Origin of the sequence: Flammeovirga kamogawensis (assembly GCF_018736065.1) — a bacterium.
GTDB lineage: Bacteria > Bacteroidota > Bacteroidia > Cytophagales > Flammeovirgaceae > Flammeovirga > Flammeovirga kamogawensis.
In genome coordinates this window covers 32,895-54,298 of the sequence record NZ_CP076130.1, presented here as the reverse complement: position 1 = coordinate 54,298, position 21,404 = coordinate 32,895, and the positions used below count along the sequence as shown (strand labels likewise).

At 32.2% G+C, this 21,404-nt stretch carries 10 protein-coding genes; 3 read left to right on the top strand and 7 right to left on the bottom strand.

The features are described from left to right. Window positions 1–4: 4 nt before the first annotated feature. From KM029_RS24675 to KM029_RS24660, 4 genes are all read right to left on the bottom strand, one after another. On the bottom strand, window positions 5–1,840 hold the full coding sequence (locus KM029_RS24675; RefSeq protein ID WP_144077076.1) for a RagB/SusD family nutrient uptake outer membrane protein: 1,836 nt from the start codon (window positions 1,838–1,840) through the stop codon (window positions 5–7). A 9-nt stretch (window positions 1,841–1,849) separates the two neighbouring features. Next, window positions 1,850–4,957 carry a SusC/RagA family TonB-linked outer membrane protein gene (locus KM029_RS24670; protein WP_144077075.1) on the bottom strand — a complete coding sequence of 1,036 codons (3,108 nt, stop codon included), beginning with the start codon at window positions 4,955–4,957 and terminating at the stop codon, window positions 1,850–1,852. 717 nt (window positions 4,958–5,674) lie between these two features. Beyond that, a complete protein-coding gene (locus KM029_RS24665) occupies window positions 5,675–8,512 on the bottom strand; it encodes an outer membrane protein assembly factor BamB family protein (protein WP_144077074.1) in 2,838 nt (945 codons plus the stop codon). A gap of 117 nt (window positions 8,513–8,629) precedes the next feature. Continuing rightward, entirely contained in the window at window positions 8,630–9,187 is a 558-nt protein-coding gene (locus KM029_RS24660; RefSeq protein ID WP_144077073.1) for a hypothetical protein, read from the bottom strand. 275 nt (window positions 9,188–9,462) lie between these two features. Between KM029_RS24660 and KM029_RS24655 the strand changes: the two genes are divergently transcribed. Then, window positions 9,463–10,992, top strand: a complete 1,530-nt coding sequence (locus KM029_RS24655; protein ID WP_144077072.1) for a sulfatase-like hydrolase/transferase — start codon at window positions 9,463–9,465, stop codon at window positions 10,990–10,992. Window positions 10,993–11,076: 84 nt separating this feature from the next. On the opposite strand, the gene KM029_RS24650 is transcribed toward KM029_RS24655, so the two are convergent. Further along, window positions 11,077–12,618 (bottom strand): sulfatase-like hydrolase/transferase, encoded by a 1,542-nt coding sequence (locus KM029_RS24650; protein WP_144077071.1) that lies wholly within the window; start codon window positions 12,616–12,618, stop codon window positions 11,077–11,079. A 323-nt stretch (window positions 12,619–12,941) separates the two neighbouring features. Here KM029_RS24650 and KM029_RS24645 point away from each other — a divergent pair, with 323 nt between their 5' ends. After that, window positions 12,942–14,372, top strand: coding sequence for a sulfatase (locus KM029_RS24645; RefSeq protein WP_158631254.1), 1,431 nt, complete (start codon window positions 12,942–12,944; stop codon window positions 14,370–14,372). A 111-nt stretch (window positions 14,373–14,483) separates the two neighbouring features. On the opposite strand, the gene KM029_RS24640 is transcribed toward KM029_RS24645, so the two are convergent. Next, window positions 14,484–15,359 carry a hypothetical protein gene (locus tag KM029_RS24640; RefSeq protein ID WP_158631253.1) on the bottom strand — a complete coding sequence of 292 codons (876 nt, stop codon included), beginning with the start codon at window positions 15,357–15,359 and terminating at the stop codon, window positions 14,484–14,486. Between the two features lie 246 nt (window positions 15,360–15,605). On the opposite strand from KM029_RS24640, the gene KM029_RS24635 reads away from it, so the two are divergent. Continuing rightward, window positions 15,606–19,004, top strand: a complete 3,399-nt coding sequence (locus tag KM029_RS24635; RefSeq protein ID WP_144077068.1) for a CHAT domain-containing protein — start codon at window positions 15,606–15,608, stop codon at window positions 19,002–19,004. Between the two features lie 128 nt (window positions 19,005–19,132). On the opposite strand, the gene KM029_RS24630 is transcribed toward KM029_RS24635, so the two are convergent. Next, the gene (locus KM029_RS24630; protein WP_144077067.1) at window positions 19,133–21,325 is read right to left on the bottom strand and encodes a 7TM diverse intracellular signaling domain-containing protein; all 2,193 of its coding nucleotides are present in this window, start codon (window positions 21,323–21,325) and stop codon (window positions 19,133–19,135) included. Window positions 21,326–21,404: the final 79 nt, after the last annotated feature.

Below are 21,404 nucleotides of genomic sequence, written 5' to 3'. Positions count from 1 at the left end.
GCTATTATTTACCAAGATTAGGGTTAGAGATAATTTCTTCCAAAGGCAACGGGTAATAATCATGAAGTGTTGGATTGTAGTTTAATACAGCATCTTCACAATCAATAATTGGAATACTAAAGGTCTCATCTCCTTGGTTATATGGAAATAAATCCGATCTGTTTCTTCTTTGTGTTTTTCCTTCTGAGTTTGTAAAAAAGTAAGTCTCTGCTCTGAAAGTTTGATTGGCTACTCTCTCAAAGTTTTCTTGAATTTTACCCCACCTTCTCAAATCAATCCAACGAATAGCATGTCCTTCTACACCTAATTCTAAAGGTTTTTCTACAAACATTAAATGGTTCCATAAATCTTCATTGCTGTAAATTTTACCATCGTAATCATTTGCTGTATTTCCCTGAGATAAGCCTATTAATTGTAAGCCCCACTTCTTTCTTACCTCATTAATTAAAGACATTGCTTTTGTTTCATTTCCTGTAGCTAAGTAACATTCTGCAAGGTTTAAATAAGCCTCAGACAAACGATTTACTACTACATTCTTACCAGAATAATAAGCTCCTTTTGGTAAGTTATTTTCGGAGGTTACAATATCATGGTTAGAGAATTTCTTCCAATAAGAGAACTCATATTTTCCGAAAGAAACAACTTCTGGTGTAATACCAGATCTATAATATTGTGTTTGCTCATCGTTAACTAATGCTACAGAGGCAGAGGCTCTTAAAGAAACGTTGCGTTCCACAGTAAGGAATGATCCATCTTCTTGTTCTTCCAGATAGAAGTTTCTAGGATCTTTTGTGTCTTTAACCTCTGTTTTATAAGCATATGCAATCCATGCTGTTGGTGTAAAAGCTCTTTGCCCTCCTTGAGAACCAGGCGCAGAATACCTTGCCAATCTATTACTTGGTGATTGTTCATCCCAACGGTCCAATTCAGGACGCATATTGTCATCATAAATTATCTCGAAGATAGATTCAGTATTAAATTCACCTTTACGAGTAAACATTGCTGATTCATCTGTTTCTAAAGCATAAGGATATGCCCCCGAAATCAATTCTTCATAATAGAGTTTAGCCTTTTCGTAATCAGGGTTAATCTCATCTCCATCTATATTTGCTGGCGCTTCTAATAAATAAAGGTTGCCTAAAAACATAGTTGCAATTCCTTTAGTCATTCTACCAGATGATAGTTCGTTCTCAGATTCTGACCCATAGAATATTGGTAAATTTTCATACCCATATTCAAGATCTTCTAGAATAAATGCTCTTACTTCTTCTTTAGAAGATACTGGAATATTAAAATCTTCTAGTTCTATGGGAACGCTATTTCTAATAATCACTCTACCATTATTATAAGTTTGGTAAAGGTAAAAATGAAATATTCCTCTCAACATTCTTACTTGTGCCATCTGAGAAACCCAAATTGGATTTTCTGATTCAGCCGCTAAAGGTCCTTCCAAACCTTCAATAAGTTGGTTACATCTAAAGATACCTGTATATAATGCTGCCCATTTTTTATTGATCTCATTTTGTGAATTTGTGTACGTTTTATAATACCATGGTTCACCCTGTCCAGATACTCTTGGTCTACCTGCTGCAACAGAAGGGTAGCCTAGATCTGATCTCCATGCCTCTTCTAAAATATTTAAATTATAGTGGTTAAGTAAAGAAGAATAGGCTGCTGTTAAAACTTTATCCGCTTCTACTAAACTTGTAAAATAATCTTCTACAGGTTTTGCATTTGGGTTACTTTCCGACAAATAATCACTTTGGCAACTAACACCCAAAAGTAAAAGTAGTGCGAACAAGCAGTATTGTTGTAGTTTTTTTCTTATTAATTTCATCATTTCAATCGTTTAGAAGTTTAACTTAAAGCCTGCTAAATACATTGCTGAAATAGGATAGTTACCTTTATCCAAACCTCTTGAAGATACTCCATTACCTGCTGCTTCAGGATCGTAACCTGTATAATTGGTAAAGGTTAATGGATTTTGAGCTGATACATATATTCTAAAATTATTCATTCCTAAACGGTCCAAAACTTTACTTGGTAAAGAATACCCTAGTTGAATATTTTTAAGTCTGATATAAGAACCATCTTCTAACCATAAATCTGTGTAAGCTCTATAGTTATCGTGTTCTTTTGTTGTTCCTCTATAAGCTGGTACGTCTGATGAAGGATTGGCTCTGTTCCACGTATTTACTTGCTCGGTATGTCTACCTTCTGAGTATGCCATTGCTTTAGATCCATTCATTACCTGATGTCCGATAGCTGCATACCAATGCATCATTAAATCAAACCCTTTGTAAGAAACATTCATTATTAATCCACTTTCCCAATCAGAGAAACCAGACCCCATATACACTCTATCTTTATCGGTAATCTGTCCATCGTTATCGGTATCTTTATAAATAAGATCTCCCATTTTAGCACCTGGATTTAGCTTTTGATATGCTGCCAATTGCTCTGATGTTTTAATTACACCCTCAGTTTTATAAAGGAAGAAAGCTCCCGCTTCGTAGCCCTCTGCAAAAACTGTAACTTTAGATGTTGCCGATGCTCCTGCTATTAAACCATTGTCTGTAGTATAAATAAAATCATCTGTATTAAGACTTGTAATCTCGTTTTGGTTTTTTGTAAAAGTACCTGTAAGACTCCAATCAAATTTGCCTGTTTTACCTCTATACGTTGCAGAAAGTTCTAAACCTTGGTTTACCATATTACCTATGTTCATGGTTACTTTAGAATCTGCTCCAGAACCAGCTCCGCCAGATGGTGGTAACTGAACAGGGAATAACATATCAGATTTTTCTGTATGATAAACATCTGCTGTTAGAGATAATCTGTTTCCAAAAAAACCTAAATCTACACCAATATTATTTTGTATTGATGTTTCCCATTGTACATCACCATTAGCAAAGTTTTGTTGAGCAGCACCATAATAAAGTGTCGGGAATCCTCCTGATCCAAATGGGTAATCCATCCCGTTTTGAATAGTTGCTTTATCGGTATAAGGTAAAAAGCTTTGTCCGCCTACCTGACCATGTGATGCACGTACCTTAAATGCATTTGCTACAGAAGAAATTCCTTCCCAAAAACCTTCTTCCGATATATTCCATGCTACTGAAGCCGATGGGAAAAACTTCCATTTACTGCCATCAGCAAATTTAGAATTGCCATTATAATTACCACTAAAAGAAAGCATGTACTTGCTCTTGTAATCGTAAGTAAAACGGCCTAAAGTACCTATAATATTGTATACATAATCGTAACCATTTGTTGCCGCAGCTGCTAAAACAGCTCCATCTAACACACGAATTGAATTATCTACAATACCATATTTTGTTGCTGTAAAACTATTTCTAGTATAAGACTCATTTGATACACCCACAATTGCAGACACCTTATGATCACCAAACTTCTTTACATAAGACAGACGCCCATCAATAGAAAAACCCGTTCTTCTAGACGACTCATTTGATACATAAGAATTGGCAGGGTCTGATTGTAAATTAACTTCTTCATCATAGTTTTCTATAAATGGCTTGAACTTCATTCTAAAGTCATTTACAGAATTAACACCAATGTTTGTATTCAATTTTAACCCATCAACAATAGTATATCCAATACCAACATTTGCTTGTGATCTTGTTCTATTCGTTACATCTTCAAAACGCATTGCTTCCAGAACATTGTTAGTAGTACTCCATTGAGATTCATCAACAATCGTTTGATCTTGCGTTGGATCTAATACAGGTTTATAAGGTGCATAACGAATTGTTTGCGTAAGTAAATTTGAAGAGGTTCTTGCTAATTCTTCAGAACTTACAGCAATAGAAGAATTTATGTTCCATCTGTCTTTTTTATAACTCATTCCCCCACGGGCATTATAACGAGTAAATCCTGAGTTAATCAGAGAACCTTTCTCATCAAAGAATCCTGCTGTAAGATTGTAAGTTAAATTCTTACCCCCACCGTTAATACCAAGGTTATAGTTTTGTGTTGGCTGATTATCTTTAATTACTACTTTAGATAAATCAGTATCATTTGCAAAAGAAGCTGGGTTTCTTGGAATAGGAAGGTTTGTAGAATTATCCCAATCATTAGACCCCCTATTTCTTTCTGTGATCATATCAAAATAAACTTGTTCTTTGGTGTTCATCAAGTCTATACCAGAAGTGATATTTTTCACTCCATAAGAAGCATCTAAGCTCACATTTATTTTACCAGCTGAACCTTTTTTTGTTGTAATTAGTATTACTCCATTTGCACCTCTTGTACCATAAATTGCACAAGATGCTAAATCTTTTAGTACATCCATCGATTCTATTTCCGATGGTGCTAATCTTGGGTTTTCATTTTGCGGAATTCCGTCTACTACATATAAAGGCTCAGTAGCACCAGCCATGTCAGATACTGTACTTACCCCTCTTATCTGAATAACTGCATCTGCACCGGGCGCTCCAGAAGTAGTTACATTCACACCTGCAATTTGTCCTTGCAATGCCTGTGCAACATCACTTGATGTATAATTTTCGATAGCCTCACTAGTAACGTGAGAAACAGCACCAGAAACCTCTTTCTTTTTCTGTTCTCCGTAACCAATCTTTACAACCTCATCTAGCATTTCTACATCTGCTACTAAGGCTACGTTAATTATATTCTGAGACGTTACTTTTACTTCCTTAGTTTCTAGCCCAATAAAGCTATATTCTAACGTCTCTCCTGTTTCTGCGAAGATAGAGTAATCACCATCAAAATTGGTTACTGTACCCTGAGTTGTACCTTTAATTCTGATACTTACCCCAGGTAAACCTATATTGTCTTCTTCGCTTACTACCTTTCCTTTTATTCTTATTGATTGTGCTGTCGCATCAAAAGAAAATAATAGCACAATTGTTAAAAGAATTAAGTGAGAATAGTAAGTAGTAAAGGTTTTATAAATAGTATAAATTTGCTTCATGTTGTTTAAAATACATATTGATATTCATTTCATCTAAAAAGATCAAAAACAGCATATTATAGTCTATAAACTCTGTTTTGATGTATCCCATTTTTGTTCACTTTTTTTTCATCTATTAAAAAAATTAGAAGACTAAAATTGTAAGTAATTCTTGAGTAAAATTGCAATTGTAAAAAGATCACTTATTGATACCTCAAAAGTAGGTGACAACTGAATTTTATGTGTCTGTAAGAATTTATACAGTGTATCTGACAGGATAAAAACGTTTAAACACACCTTTAAAGGCTGTTTTCGTGTATTTTTAGGTAAATGAATAAAAAATAAGTGGATACAAAATTTATCGTAATACTTGAAGTGTACTTACCAATAAAGAATTGTTTCCTGAAAAAATATATTGAACAAATTATTATTGAATAGCAAAGACATTTGCCTAGCTATTAGTTACTTTATAAAACATTTTCTACTGAATTTGTCTTAAAATATAATTGTAGTACGCTGATATATAGAAGTAAAGTCTCTTTCATATGTATTGTGGTAGTTAAGTATTTATCGATATTATGTAGTAATACTCAAAAATAGAAATTTTAAACTATTTATTAGTTAATTTATATATTTTCTAGCAATAATTGCATTAGCTATTTTAAAATAAAAAAGTACAGTACGTTGCAATAAACTTACAACACTACTGTACTTAAAATAAGGGTAGTAATTTTACGATTACATTGTTTGCTTCATCTCTTCAGATAATTCAACATCTATAAATCTAAACAGTCCACACGGAACATCAATTGATGTCTTATTTCCTTTAACTTTATATTCTTTCTTATTTACAACATCTGTAATTTTAGTTACTTTTATACCGTTAAAAGTAACTTCTGCTAAACGATCATTAGGGTTTATATAACCATTATCGATTAATGTTAAGCGAAGATGTTTTTTATCCGTTTGCACAGCCACCCATGCTACATCTCCTGATACGATTATTGGTAACTTTTTAGCTCCTTCTGCTATCGCTTTAGCTACATTTGTATAGTATTTATCTGCTGGATAATGTTCTTTTCCATCTGCAGAAATGTAGTCCTTTCCATCAGTAATAAACTCTTGCAAATTTCCTTTATACATAGGGTGCAAGTGATCTTCTAATTTTCCTCTTGGAGCATCTTTATCTGCATAAACTCCTTCTTGAGGTGGAGTAATTAATACTAAACCGTTAGAATATTTAGGCAGAAAATCTAACCTTCTTTCTTTAGATCCAGAAGCATATGCAGAAAAATCATAATGCCTTACAGGTGATGCAGGCCAAGAACCATTTAATCTAGAGAACACCATTTTGTTTGCTTCTTCATGCTCTTTTGAATAAAATGTTGTCCATTTTGCATTATTCCCTTCATTTAAATACACAGGGTTAGGGGCAGTCATACTTAAATGAACAGGGTTGAAACTTACTATTTCAGATTTTTTAGGTACGTAAATTACTCCATTAGCTACCATTTCATACAATACACTAATGTATTTCTGATCTACAGGAAAATTATTTATGTATTGAGCACCACTTGCAATATTATACACTAACATTCTTAAAAAGTGATTGGGAACCATCTGATGAGAATGTTGTCTCAATCTATAATAACTTGCATTATCTCTTGCTCCTCTTGCACCCCAGCTTTCTGTTGCACCACTTGCCCAAATACCCATTTTACCAGCAACACTTAAATCCATAGATTTATCAGTTGTTTCTTCCATAGATGGAACAAAAACCTCTGCATATTTTCCAGAAAGTAGTCCATTCCACATTGGTTTATAGATAATTGCTTGCCAAAATGTATGTTTAGAACGTACGTAAATATTCGCATTCTTTCCTTCAGAATATTCTGCAAGTGGATACAAATAGTTATTGAGGTAATATTCGAAGTTTTCATCATAATGTTCTAATTCAGGGAAGATCATTACTAATTTCTTCTCTTTTCCTCCAGCATCAATTACTTTCTTTTCTGTGTCTAAACTTATCATCAGAGGATCATTTCCATGACCACCCCAATAAGCAATTCCTGGATTATTTTTATATAAAGGAAGTAATGTATTCAACATTTGCTCCTGAGAGTTGACATACTTTTTACGGCCATCACGTTTCTTCTCATAAACTTCATTACCAAAAGCTGATCTGTCCCAATTTTCAACTTTAGCTATATGCTGACTTTTTAAGAAATAAGGAGATGCATTTGTTTTTGCTATTCGTTCAATTACTTCTTGATTTCCCTCTTTAACAGATTCCGTCATAAAATAAACATCCTGACCTTTTCCTTCCCATTTTCCTTTTTTAAAAGATTGGATACTTGTTCTAAAATCAGCTGTATTCTGTATAATTTTGGCAAGTTTTCCTTTAGGTTGTAAAGCAATATATTCCTTTTTCCATGAAGGTACTTTTGTATTAATAATATGAATACAACTCCCCCCACTTTGAGCACTTGCTAATATAATTTTACCATTAGAGGTATCTTTCCATAAATCATTATACGAATAACTAGTAGCTAAAATTTCCGCTTTCTCTACTTCTAAAGATGCTGGTTGAAGAATTATTCTTGTTCCAAAAAGGGTCAATAGTTTCTCTGTTTTCCCATCTGTCACCCATTCTGTTTGTACTACTCTGTAGCCAAAATGATCAAGTTGTTTTCTAAAACTCTGCTGAAATTTATAATAAGAAGGTTTTATTTTTTCACTAGATGCTAAATCAATTTTTGTGATTTTTGCTGTTTGAATCATCCCAGAAGCACCTAAAAATAGTTCATCTACACCATCATTATTAGTATCTGCAATTCTTAAATCTCCTACTGTTCCTTTTTCCCCAACTTTAATCTTCTTAAAGGGTAAATCTGCATCAGCTTTAAAAAGATAAATAGAACCTGTAGAGCTATTTTGGTTTATAGTACCATGCAAAACAAGTACCTCTTCGTTGTTTTTATACGTTGCTTTACGAAGAAAATTTGCGGTATGTTCTTTTAACTTAGGAGAAACTTTTTCTGTTTTTTTACCCCATGGTTTATCAATAGAATAATCTACAGCAGCAATTGTTTTAAGAACTTTACCCGTAGTAGAAAGGTAATACAAGTTCTTATCCATTCCGCCAGTAACAATGTATTTTCCACTTTTGCCGTTCATTACTGTTACAGCTGTTAGTGGTGTTTCTGACGGTTGATATTGCCACATTAATTTGCCTTTTGCATTTAAAACATAAAGGTTACCATCAGCATTTGCAGTTAGTATCTCGTCTGTACCATTGCCAGTAATATCTTCGCACCAAACATCATGATTGGCAAAACCTGATAGCTTGTTTTCCCAAACTCTTTTACCACTTTCTGTAAAAACTAAAATTGTTCCTTCATAACTATTTGCAACAATATAATTCCCTCCATCAATATGAGCATTGCGTACTAAACTGATTGTATAGTCTGTATAAAAACTTACAATTCCTTTCTTTGGTTTTTCTTTTGCAAATAACATCACTGGTAATAGAAGTAATGCTATTATAAATTTTAGATATTTCGTTTTCAAATTCATATTCTGTAATAAAAAAATGTTGGAAGTTTATAGTGTTAGTAACTTTTCTTATTTGTAGTCACACATCAAAAAGTTGATTTTTTTATTTGCCACCTCAACAAAATGCATCGCTTAGTTTTAAATTTTTTCTAAATAAATATCGTCAACATAAATAAGTCCTGGTCCACCATATGTAGTACTTGTGGGGATAGACATTATCATATTTCCATTTTTTACAGTGTTAACCGTAATCTTCTGCGTCACCTCTATCCATTTTCCTGTTTCTACTTTTTTGAATTTCATAGATGCAGAAGCCCATTCATTATCTCCTGTAATATTAATAAGTAAACTCTTAGGGTGTTGTTCTCCTAACCATACTTTTGCATACATATTATATACACCTGCCTTAATATTCACTTTATGAGTAGTTATTAATGGCAAACTTTTAATTTTAATGTTCTTCTGATCAGGAACTTCATCACATGAATATTTTAGTGAAAATGAGCCTGATGCTTTTTTTTCGTCGGTAATACCCCAATATTCACTATCAGATGTCCACCAACTTTCTACTCCTTCCTCAAAGCCAAAAAAACTTTCATTTAGATTGTTTTTTGCTCTGTAAACAAATTCTTCTTGGGCAAATATAGTAGAAATAAATGCCAGTTGAATGATAGTTAATAGAGTAATAGTTTTCATAATTTCTGTTATTAAATAAGTTGAAAAATCTTCAAGATTTGTACTTCATTTCTGTAATAGTCAAATAGACGGTTATTTATTTAAAATCATGTATTCACAAATAATTAAAGTGTCACTTTGGGTAATCAGTACTTTAAATAAAAAGAAAAATGTACAAATTAGTACTGTTATGAGGGGTTATACAATTGATAAACTCTCAAAGACAACAATATCAATTTATTAGAATACATTTCATTGATACTGACATAGTACTAATCAATACAAACAAAAATGAAATGATGAACTGGCGAAATAAGATTTTTTTTCTGGTGATAATTCAATTAATCACCCTCAATACCACGTTTGTAAATGCTCAAGAAGAGCAACAATTAAATGTCCTTTTTATTGCTATAGATGATATTAATGATTGGATTGGGCCGTTGGGAGGAAACCCACAAGCTATTACTCCAAATATTGATAAATTTTGCAATGAAGGTGCTGTTATTTTTAATAATGCAGTTTGTGCTGCTCCAATTTGTGGACCCTCTAGATCTGCAATTTTATCTGGGTTTATGCCCAACAAAACAGGTGTATATGGTAATTCTACCAATATGATCTACTCTAAAATTGTGAAAGAGAATGCCACACTACCAGAATACTTTTCTAATAATGGCTATTATACTTTATCAAATGGTAAAATTTTTCATAAACATGCCACAGAATATGGAGTTGATTTTGGGCATTGGGCTTTTGATGAGCACGCTAGAGCGAGACGTTATATGAAAGACAGCCCGAACCCAAATACACTATATAGTGCTAAAAATGGCTGCATTAATGGCGAGAAAAAAGAAGAATACAAAGCTAATGCAAAACTTAGTTGGGGACCTACAAAAAAAACTTTTGAAGAAACTGTAGATTACAAAGTAGCTAATTGGACCAAAAAACAATTAGAAAAAAACTTTGACACTCCTTTCTTTATGGCTGTTGGACTTATAAAGCCTCATTTACCTTGGTTTGTACCCAAAGATTTTTTTGAAATGTATGCTGTAGATTCTATTCAACCTCCTAAAGTAAATACAAACGATTTAAATGATATTCTAAATCCAGATGGTTCTCTTTTACATCAACCTTCAAAAGAATATAAATGGATAAAAAAACATGGATTAGAAAAAGAAGCCACAAGAGCATACTTAGCAAATATCTCATATGCTGATGCTTGTTTAGGAGTAATTTTCGATGCTTTAGAAAAGAGTAAATATGCCAATAACACTATTGTTGTTATTTGGGGGGATCATGGTTGGCACCTAGGAGAAAAGCAACGTTATTTAAAAAGTACCCTTTGGAATGAAGTAACAAAAACTCCTTTTATTGTACGAATGCCAAATATGAAAACACCTGTTTATTGTAGTCGAACGGTAAGTTTAATAGATATATTTCCTACTTTAAATAACCTGTGTAACTTACCTATAAAAGAGAATTTGGATGGACACGATTTTTCTAGCTTACTTTTAGATCCCACTGCAAAATGGGATTATCCTGGAGTAACTATTTCTGCCACTGGTACATCTGTAACAGATGAAACATGGCATTATATCCACAACCTTTCTGGTGCAGAAGAATTGTATAACCTTAAAGATGATCCTTTAGAATGGACAAACCTTATTAATGATCCAAAGTATAAAGCTATAATTGAAAGCCTAAAAAAATGGGTTCCTTCAGGAAGAATTGTAGCACCAAAGAAGCGGTATAAAAAGCCTAAAAATTATGTTGATGCTGCAGCAGATTCTACAATAAAACCTAGTAGAATATTGAGTGTTAATCAATAAATTTTTTATGACAGTATAAAAAAATCTCCTAGTATTTTTTCTTTAAAATTTACTAGGAGATTTTTAATTGTAATGATTATATTCTTATTGTTCTCGACTATTAGCTACTATCATTTCCCTTAATTTTTCATAATGAATGATATCATCATTGGTTTTGTCACCATAGGCCAATAGTTTTGTAGATAATTCTGAGATAATTCCCTTGTATTCAGGATGATCAAATAGGTTGGTTGTTTCGGTTGGGTCTTTCTCTAAATCAAAAAACCATGGCTTAGTTAACGATTTATCATAGACTAATTTATAACGATTAGTAACCGCTGCAACCCAAAATTGAAATCTTACAAAAGTGATATCTTCAAAAGTACTTTCATTTTCTCCTTTTAGTAATTTTGAGAAGTCTCTACCTTGTGTAGACATTGAGTTGAAGTATTTATTGTCTACATCAATCATAGCTAAAAATGTATCCATCCAGTCAGTAGTGTTCACTGCATTGTTCACCACTGTACCAGCTTTAATCATCTTTGGATACCTAATTACAAAAGGAATTTTAGCAGAACTCTCGTATGGAGTGCCTTTATTTTCGTGAGCAAGTTCACCAAGCATATCACCATGATCTGAAGTGAAAACAATAATCGTATTGTCTAATAAATCTTCGTCTTCTAGCTTTTTGATTATTCTTCCTACATTATCATCAATACATTTTACTGCTCCATGGTATCTTGAAATATCAACAATTAATTTGGTAGAATCATACCCTTCTTTAAACCTTTGTTTTTGGCTCACCCATTTAGGGTATTCAGTACCTCTTAATGCAGTGGTTGAATAAGTAGTTGGTAAATGAAAATTTTTTTTATTGTACATGTCATTATAAGGTGCACGAACAAGATTAGGTGTATGTGGGTCTGGCATACTTACCACATACATAAATGGCTTAGTTTTATTTTCTTCTATAAACTCTATTGTTCTATTTGCCAACCAATCTGTAGTATATGTTTCTTTGTCTGCAGTAGCAATTGCTTTTTTAGCTTTCTCTTCTGCAACTTTAGGAGTAATCCCATCTGTTTCAAAGGTTAGCTTTTTCCAATGTCCACTATTAAACATATACCTGTTGTCCGTAAAACCATGATAACTTACAGGAGGGTTCCATCCTGGTTTAGGATCACCATTCTCTAAGTGCCATTTTCCAGAATACCCAGTAGTATAACCTACTTTATTCAAAACCTTAGCAATTGTTTGTGCATCTTCTTTTATACCTATTCCATTTCTATATACACCTGTAGTTTGTGGGTAATTTCCAGTAAACATAGAGCTTCTTGATGGAGCACATGAAGGTGTTGATGCATACATACTCGTTAAAACTGCTCCTTCTTTTCCAATCCTATCAATAAATGGTGTATTATAATTTGGAATTACACCCCACGGATTCGCCATTTCTGTCAATCCTTTTTCTAGTAATAGATCTTTGTAAATACCCAGTGTTCTAAAATTATGCTCATCTGTGAGTATAATCAATAAATTTGGTGTCTTATGCTTTTTTACGGTAGCTTTCTTAGGCGCATCATCTGATGCATGTACTTTACAAAAACATAATGTTAGAAGTAGAGTCCAAAATAGTTTTGCTTTCATAATTAAAATAATAATTCGTTGGTGCTTTCATTTCGATGAAGCAAATTTAAGTTGTATCAATTATAAGGTGGTCTTTCTACATAATGCTGATGTATCTATGTTTCAATTTTAGTGTTTCTTCTACACTATATACAATTTAAAAAGACAAAGTATTAACTTTACTACCACAGACAAACACACGTTTTTATCAACTTTTTGAGGTTTATAAGCTAGTTTATGGCTACTTATACACAGGAGTACATAATTAATACGGACAGATATTAGAAGCATTTTTGATTATCTGAATTTAGTACTCTAATAAAACGGAAATGAATGAACTTAACATGAAAAATCTACTTATACTTTTTAGCTTTATATCGACTTTATTTTTTAGTAATTCACTACTTGCTCAATCTAAAAAAGACAGTAAACCTAATGTCTTATTTATTATGGTTGATGATATGAATGATTGGGTAAATGCTTTTGGAGGACATCCGCAAGCAATTACACCTAACATTGATAAAGTGGCAAAAAAAGGCATCATGTTTAAAAATGCCTATTGCTCTGCACCTCTTTGTAATCCTTCTAGAACAAGTTTGCTTACAGGTTTAAGACCATCGACAACAGGTGTATATGGCAATGTAGAACATTTTAGAGATGAAGAAGGTTTTGCTGATATAGTTACTTTACCACAGCATTTTGGAGCAAATGGTTATACTACTGTAGCATCAGGTAAGATTTTCCATAGCCCTAGAGGAAATAAAGAAGTACCAAAACCAGGTAGTGACCCTGGGTCTTTCCAAACAGAAAAGTACTCTAAGTTAGGAACAACTTTTCCTGATAAATCTCTTAGACAATCGCATGGAATTAATTTTGATCAAAAGGGTATTAAAAAGAACTTTAAAAAAGCTTTTGATTGGTACGGTATTGAAGATACCACAGAGGAAACAAACGATTGGCAAAATGCTGAATATTGTGCCGATTTCTTAAAAGAAAATCACGATAAACCCTTCTTCTTAGCTTGTGGAATTTTCCGTCCACATTTACCTTGGTATGCTCCAAAAAAATATTTTGACATGTATGATGTTGAGACAATTAAACTTCCTGCTGTTATTGAAAACGATTTGAATGACTTGGGTAAAGGTGGAAATAAATTAGCAAGCCCTACTTTGCACCGCGAGCTTGTAGAAAAAGGACTTTGGAAAGAGGCTGTTAGAGCTTACTTAGCAAGTTTAACTTTTGCCGATGAATGTGTTGGGCAAGTTATAGATGCATTAGACAATAGCCAATATAAAGACAATACTATTATTGTAATTATGGGCGACCACGGTTGGCATCTTGGCGAAAAAGAGTTCTGGGGTAAGAATACATTATGGGAACGTTCTGCAAAAACACCATTAATTATTTTTGATCCTAGAACTAAGGGAGGAAAGCAAGTAACAACTATTGTTTCTTTATTGGATATCTACCCTACCTTAACAGAGATGTGTGGGCTCCCTCAAAATAAATCAAATGAAGGTAGTAGTATTTATGATTTAGTGAAAAACCCAAAAAAGAAATCAAACAAAATGGCTGTTACGTCAAAAGATAAAGGTTTCCACACTATTCGTTCTAATCAATATAGATATATTTCTTACCCTGATGGTACTGAGGAATTATACGACCATAACATTGATCCTAATGAATGGGAAAATGTGGTTAAAAAAGACAATTATAAGGATGCTTTAGACCTTATGAGAGCTGCATTGAAAGAAAAGATTTCTGTTAGCAACTAAAATCAATGTGCAAATATGATATAGGGGAATGCACTATTAATACCTATCCATAAAAAATAAAACCCTACTTAATACCATTAAAAAACGAATGGATTAGGTAGGGTTTTTACTCTAAAATCTTTTTAAATCTACATCTCTTAAATTTTCAGAAACAGTAGACTTTACATAATATTGAGCATTATATACTGCGTGTCTTAGATCGTACCAAACTTTAGAATGAATATGTCTGCTTAAATGATGTCGATAATAATTGGCATAATATTCTGCTTGTTCAGAATGTTCATAATCAGAACTATAGGTATCTATGTATACCTTAAATTTATTGTCAGATTCATACCAAACAAGTATATCTACTTTTACAAAATCGTTTATTTTAATCTCCTTTCTATACTTCTTTTTCTCGTAAAGAGTTTCTACATCAATACATGGATAACTTTTTAAAGACAACTCATTATTTGTTATATATTCTGCAAGGCAAAGTTCTGTAGATTCTAAAAGAATATCACTAACAAATAGTCTATAATACATATATTCATGACTTCTATTTAAAATACGCCTTTTCTGATCTGGAGTTAAATAGTCGGTTAAATTAGATAACACTTTATCTAAAGATCGTTTTACTTTGGCAGTGTCTTCAGTAAACTCAAAGTAAATTTTTAACTCTACCTTTTTGTACTTTTTAAAAACGCCATGCACATATTCTTCACTTACATGAAGGTCAAATGAAGTACCATTTTCTAACAAAACCTCGTTACTATAACACACTCCATGATTAGGGTTGTATTGAGGTGCATATTTAGAACTTTCTATCCCATTTTTAAATAAAAATGATGGAGATTTATACAATTCTCGTTTTTTATTTAACTCTTGTTCTATTGCAAATTTAACTCTCTTCTCTTCCTGATCGTTATCAATCATATGAATTAAAAATTTGATAGGTAGAGTTGTAAGTAGAAGTATATAAAATAAATTCTTAAGATAAAGCATGAGAAAGTTAATTTTAAATTAAACGTTATTGCGATTCTTTTAAAGTATGGTGTTAATAATTTGACAAGTGAAAGAAAACGAGCTACAATTACTTTAATTTTATTAACGGATCTTTATGGAAAGAAGAATTTTATTACCCCGACAGTTTAAAGCTACTTCTTTGAAAAAATAAATTCTTGACAAAGTATGCCTATTTAGTTCTGCTTATTTAGTAAATTAAAGAACACCCACTTTGAAAAGTTCTCAATGATTTCAATAAATATAAAATACTTACTTGCTACACTTTGCTACTTCTATTTTTTAACAACGCCTTTTGCACAAGAAAATACAGAGATATATAATGATTCAATTCGGTCTTATATTGATCAAGGTAAATTTCAAGAAGCTACCGTTACAATAGAAAAATGGGTAAAAGAAGCCCGCAACAATTATACAGCATCTTCTGTAAGGTTATTAATTCCTTTAGTAACTGCAGGGAAAGCATATATCCTTATGCAAGAATTTTCTAAGGGAATTGATTATATGGAAGAGGCTTTAGGTATTATGAAAGAAACAACGGGTTGGCTATACCCTGATTATGCTATTGCTACAAACTATTTAATAACAGGGAAATTACTTCTTAAAGAGGTTGATGACGTACCTTACTTACTAAAAGAAATTAATCTAATTCACGAAAAAACAATTGGTAAGAATAATTTAAATTATGCTCAAGCACTCTTTAATCAAGGTTTATATGAATCAATTTTAGGAAATTACGATTTAGCTGAAGAAAATTATTTGGCTGCAATTCAACTCTCTAAACAATTTCCTGTTAAAAGAATATACATGCTTTTTGAGGTGTACCTCAACCAGATATACCTACATTCCTCTAATACAGAGCAAGTAATTACTAATTTATTACTTCTTAAAAAGAAGGCTGAAGACCTCGATTATACTAACTCTTTTGTTTATACAAGAATACTATTAGTTCTAGGTGATGCGTATAAAAAAAATACAGAATATGGCAAAGCAACTTTAATATATAACCTATGTGAGCGAAAAGTAGCAAAAATTTTTGGTCCAAATCATAATGCCTTTGCAAATGTTCTTACCAGAATTGCCAGTATTTATATGCTTCAGTCTAAATATTCTGTAGCAAAAGTATTACTTAAAAAAGCCAATAAAATCTATGAAGAAGATCAAAATCAATTGTCTCGCCATAATACTGTAATGCTAAATCTTACTGCTCTTTATATTAAAGAAGGCAAGTACGATAAAGCACAACTTTACTTTGATAAGGTAGCCCTTACTATCAATAGAGATATTGAAAACCAAAATTATTTTAGCATAAATAAGGCTCGTTTTGAGATGCTAGATGGTAATTATATTGATGCCGAACTGATACTTTCTGAGCTTGTCAATAATTTAAAAAAAGAGAACCTTCAATCTACCCCCAATTATGCACAAGCTATCTCTATGCTAATTGATCTATCTGTAATTCTAGGTAGAATAAACCGTGCAGAAATTCTTTTAAATGAATGGACTACTTTCTTAACTGAGAATACCATGGAAAGAACAAATTGGTATTTCAGAGCTATGATTACAAAAGCTAAAATTTTATCCTCACAAGAACAGTATACAGCCTCTATTGCTTTATTAGAAGAAGTAGATAGCCAACTCTACCAACAATTTAAGAAGGCTCATTTTTTAAATATCAGATTAAATATTCTCTTAGGAGAGAACTATCATAAGCTAGTAAAACTAGACAAGGCAAAGTTTTATTATCAGAAAAGCATAACCGTTGCAGGTAAACTTCAATTCTATGAGAAAAATGCGGTTACCTTAAAAACCAAAGAAGTTTTACTTACAATAGATGTTGAAGAGGGTAACTATCAAGATAAAGAAAAACAGTACTTAGAAATTCTTAGTGCTTCAAAAAAAGACATCTTATTCCATACCAGAACTCAGAGCGATCTAGCAACTTTATATGCTAGAACTGGGAATTGGAAAGCAGCAGAAAAGTTAATTATTGAAGCTGTAAACCAACGTTTAAACTTATATAGAAGCACATTAAACTATTCTAGTGAAAATGAAAAGCGTCTTTACCTTAAAAAAACACGCTATGTTTTCGAAACTTTTTATGCCTTAATAATGATGGAAGGTGAAAATACTTTACCTGCCTTATCTGAGCTTTGTTACAACCTACAAATTCAATACAAAAACTTTTTTTTAGACGAGGGAAAAAACCGAAAAAAAGAAGTTATTGATTTTAGGTCTGAACGTAAAAAATATGATTTCCCTACCTATCTCACTCAAATGGATCACATGCGTTCACAAGTTGCATCTCTAAACTTTATGTCTCCTAAACAACGTACTTCTTTAAATGCAGATGGACTAGAAATTATGGATAGAGTAAACAATTTAGAAAAGGCTTTGGTATTTGCTGCTGATGCTTTTGCTGATACCGTTTACGTCCAGAATTTAGATACTTGGAAAGATATTCAATCAAAATTAGAGGCCAACGATATTGCTATTGAAATCATTAAAGTTTCTGATAAAAATAAGGTCAAAACTAAATATTTTGCTTTGATTGTTACTTATAACAACTCCTCTCCTACAATGATTGATATTGGAAATTCGGAGCTTCTAGAAAATCAAGTATATAAAGAATATAAAACTGCTATGGTTTCCAAGTCACGTAGTTTAGTTTTGAATACAGCTCCTAGTAAAAGAGTAAATACATACAATGCATTATGGTCGCCTATTAAAAATAAAATAGCATCAGATGTGCAAAAAATCTATATAAGTTGTGATGGTGTATACAACCTTATCAACATAAATACACTAAAAAACCCAACTACACAGAAGTATGTAATCGAAGAAGATTTTATACTTCCGCTTACTTCTACGAGTGAGTTATTAATTGATTCTCCTTCAAAAATTAAAAACAAAACGGCATTAATGATCGGGAATCCAACATTTCAAAACTATGGTACTCAAAATTCTAGCAGAGGAGAAGAAGAATTTGATGAGGAAGAAATGTTGATAGAATTGGATGAATTACCAGGTACAGAAATTGAAATTAACAATGCTGCTAGTTTATTAAAAAGTAAAGGTTGGCAGGTAACTACTGTAATGAAAGATGCTGCTACAGAAGCATATGTTAAAAATATTGAGACATCTCCAGAGGTACTTCACATTGCTACACATGGTTTTTTTATTAGTGATATTCCGTATGGCATTTCAAATAATGTACTACTCAGATCTGGTCTTTTCTTTACAGAAATTACAAACAAAAGAGAGAATATAGAAGCTGCCTATTCAACTGGTATTGATGGTATTTTAACAGCGTATGAGGTTAAGAGTTTAAATTTATCGAATACTGAATTATTAATATTGTCTGCCTGCCAAACGGGTGTTTCAGAAATTACAGAGGGAGAAGGTGTATCTGGTTTACAATCTGCTTTTAGCATTGCAGGTGCCAATAGCATTGTCATGAGCCTTTGGAGTGTTGACGATAATGCTACCCAAATGCTTATGAATAATTTCTACGAAAGATGGACCGCTACAAACGATAAATATACTGCCTTTAGGCTTGCACAATTAGACATAATGCAAAAATATTCTAAGCCGTATTATTGGGGTGCTTTTATTATGGTTAACTAAGATTTTGTAGTATAACCTTCGCTATTCAGTTACTAAATAATTTGAAAAAAAAACGACACAATAAATTAAATTATTATGTCGTTTTTTTATTTCTCTTATTGAAATTACCAATGTATTCAATAAGAATATTAGTATATATTCTGAGGAGATAAACGTAATCCGATCACTAAAATATCATCCGTCTGACTGTAATTAGTACCATCTTCTTTTGTAAGCCAATCTTGTAGGCTTTTTGTAAGTATTTGCTCCTGAAGTGGCATGGTCATCTCTGCATTATCTACCAACTTCTCTCTAAACTGTTTAGAGCCATATTTTCTATCTCTAGTACCTCCAAATTGATCTTGGAAACCATCTGAATAGATATAAAATGAGGTTGGCTTATCTACTTTGATTGTGTGTTTATCAAAAGATACTTGCGGCTTAATTGATCCTATTGAGTTTCTATTCCCTTTAATTAAGTGAATTTGCCCATCTATACAATAAACCAATGGGTTTCTTGCTCCTGAATATTCTACAGTGTTGGCTTTTGTATCATATACCAAAATACTCATATCCATACCGTCTCTTAATTGCTTATCAGAATTATAAAGACTATTATTTATTTGAATATGTAGTGCTTGTAAAATAATTTCTGGAGATGTAATTCTTGTTTTCTTAACTATATCATTTAATAAATTATTACCTACTAAAGACATTAATGCACCAGGAACACCATGTCCTGTACAATCTACTGCAGCTACAATTTTCTTACCCTCAACTTCAGCACACCAAAAGAAATCACCTGATACAATATCCTTAGGTTTAAAAATGATAAAAGAATCAGCAAATAAATCACGTACCTTCTCTAAAGTAGGTAACATGGCCATCTGAATACGTTCAGCATAATTAATACTTGAAGTTATCTTTAGGTTATTATCTTCTAACTTTACTTTCTGAGATTCTACCATATCTCTTTGAGCTGCAATCTCTTCGTTTTGCATTTCTAACTCTATATTCTTAGAATTAATCTCATCGAATGCATTAGCAATTTCTGCTCTTTTCTCTTCGAGCTCTATGGTACGTTCTTTTACCTTTTCCTCCAGTACTATGTTCTCTTTTAGTTGTTGTTCTAAAAGTGCTTTCTGTGCCTTTTCTTTGTCTTTTTTATAGATCTTGTATTTGTCACTTAGTGCTAAGGATAAGAAAATTACTTCTATTATTCCACCATACGCCAATACATTGGTTGTAAAAGCATTTTTCTCTATAAAATTGAATTTCATGAGTGCAAAGATGAATGTTCCCACCAAATAAGCAGTCCATGCAAGAATGAAAAAACGGGCAGATTTATTACCATTTCTCCATATCATTAGGCCTGCAACAAACATCACTAAAGAGTTTACTAAAGTCATTTTGCTGTTAACCCTTACCGCAAATCCGTAGGAAGATAAAAATGGTAAAATGATTCCTATACCTCCTAAAACCATAGTACCAATAAGGGCATAATTAGCCGACTTAGAATACTTTTCTGATTGTAATGAAGACTTTGCATAAAAAGACGATGTCAGGATCCATGCCCCAATAGAAATTACCGTAATGTTGTTTGCTATGCTAGGGTAATTTGGAAATAAATATTGGAAATGATGCCCACTTAACGATAAATAAAACGTTGTATTTGAGATAATTGGAAAAGCATAATACAAATAATTTAAATCTCTTAAAGAGATAAAAATCAGTATGTTATATATAATCATTACCAACATAATACCAATATAAATACCATATGCCGTTTCTGTTTTTAGATGTTGAATAAAAAAACTAGTTGGTGTAGATATTGTTAAAGGCACCTGTAATGCTCCATCTGTTTGTATCTTTAAATAAAATTCTTTTGTTTCACTCTCATCTAATGATAAAGGATACAAATGTGTTCTAAAAGGTATTTTACGTTCAAAAAATGGAATCTTATCTCCTATCAATTGATAATTTAGAAGTTCATCATTCTTCATTTCAAAAACCTCCACAACATCTAAACTACTGTTGCCAATTTCTAGTATAAAGCTTCTTAACGAGTTACTCTCATTATGCAATGAAAAGTGTAACCATAATGGGGCTTCATTAAAACCTTGGTTAATAATCTCTTGCTGATTTACTTTAAAATTTGCATTCTGTAGTACTTGCTCAAAATCTAAATTCTTTGTAGAATCTAGAAAAACACTAATACTTGAAGAAATATCAGGTACTCTTTCGTCTTCTGTATTAATTGTAATAGTAGAATTGGCAAAGACGCAAAGATGTAGTAAGCAAATAAGTAAAGTCAGCTTTCCTTTTAAAAAGTTGAAAGTCATAGGTAGTTATAGTAAAAGATAAATACTTGAAGACCCAATTTAAAGATATTTAATGAATTCAGAACTATAAATTAAAAAG

Bases quoted from the DNA above. Each gene is read 5' to 3' on its own strand.
- KM029_RS24675 (WP_144077076.1), bottom strand. From the start codon at position 1,840: ATGATGAAATTAATAAGAAAAAAACTACAACAATACTGCTTGTTCGCA.
- KM029_RS24645 (WP_158631254.1), top strand. From the start codon at position 12,942: ATGAAAAATCTACTTATACTTTTTAGCTTTATATCGACTTTATTTTTT.
- KM029_RS24655 (WP_144077072.1), top strand. From the start codon at position 9,463: ATGATGAACTGGCGAAATAAGATTTTTTTTCTGGTGATAATTCAATTA.
- KM029_RS24635 (WP_144077068.1), top strand. From the start codon at position 15,606: ATGATTTCAATAAATATAAAATACTTACTTGCTACACTTTGCTACTTC.
- KM029_RS24650 (WP_144077071.1), bottom strand. From the start codon at position 12,618: ATGAAAGCAAAACTATTTTGGACTCTACTTCTAACATTATGTTTTTGT.
- KM029_RS24640 (WP_158631253.1), bottom strand. From the start codon at position 15,359: ATGCTTTATCTTAAGAATTTATTTTATATACTTCTACTTACAACTCTA.
- KM029_RS24630 (WP_144077067.1), bottom strand. From the start codon at position 21,325: ATGACTTTCAACTTTTTAAAAGGAAAGCTGACTTTACTTATTTGCTTA.
- KM029_RS24665 (WP_144077074.1), bottom strand. From the start codon at position 8,512: ATGAATTTGAAAACGAAATATCTAAAATTTATAATAGCATTACTTCTA.
- KM029_RS24660 (WP_144077073.1), bottom strand. From the start codon at position 9,187: ATGAAAACTATTACTCTATTAACTATCATTCAACTGGCATTTATTTCT.
- KM029_RS24670 (WP_144077075.1), bottom strand. From the start codon at position 4,957: ATGAAGCAAATTTATACTATTTATAAAACCTTTACTACTTACTATTCT.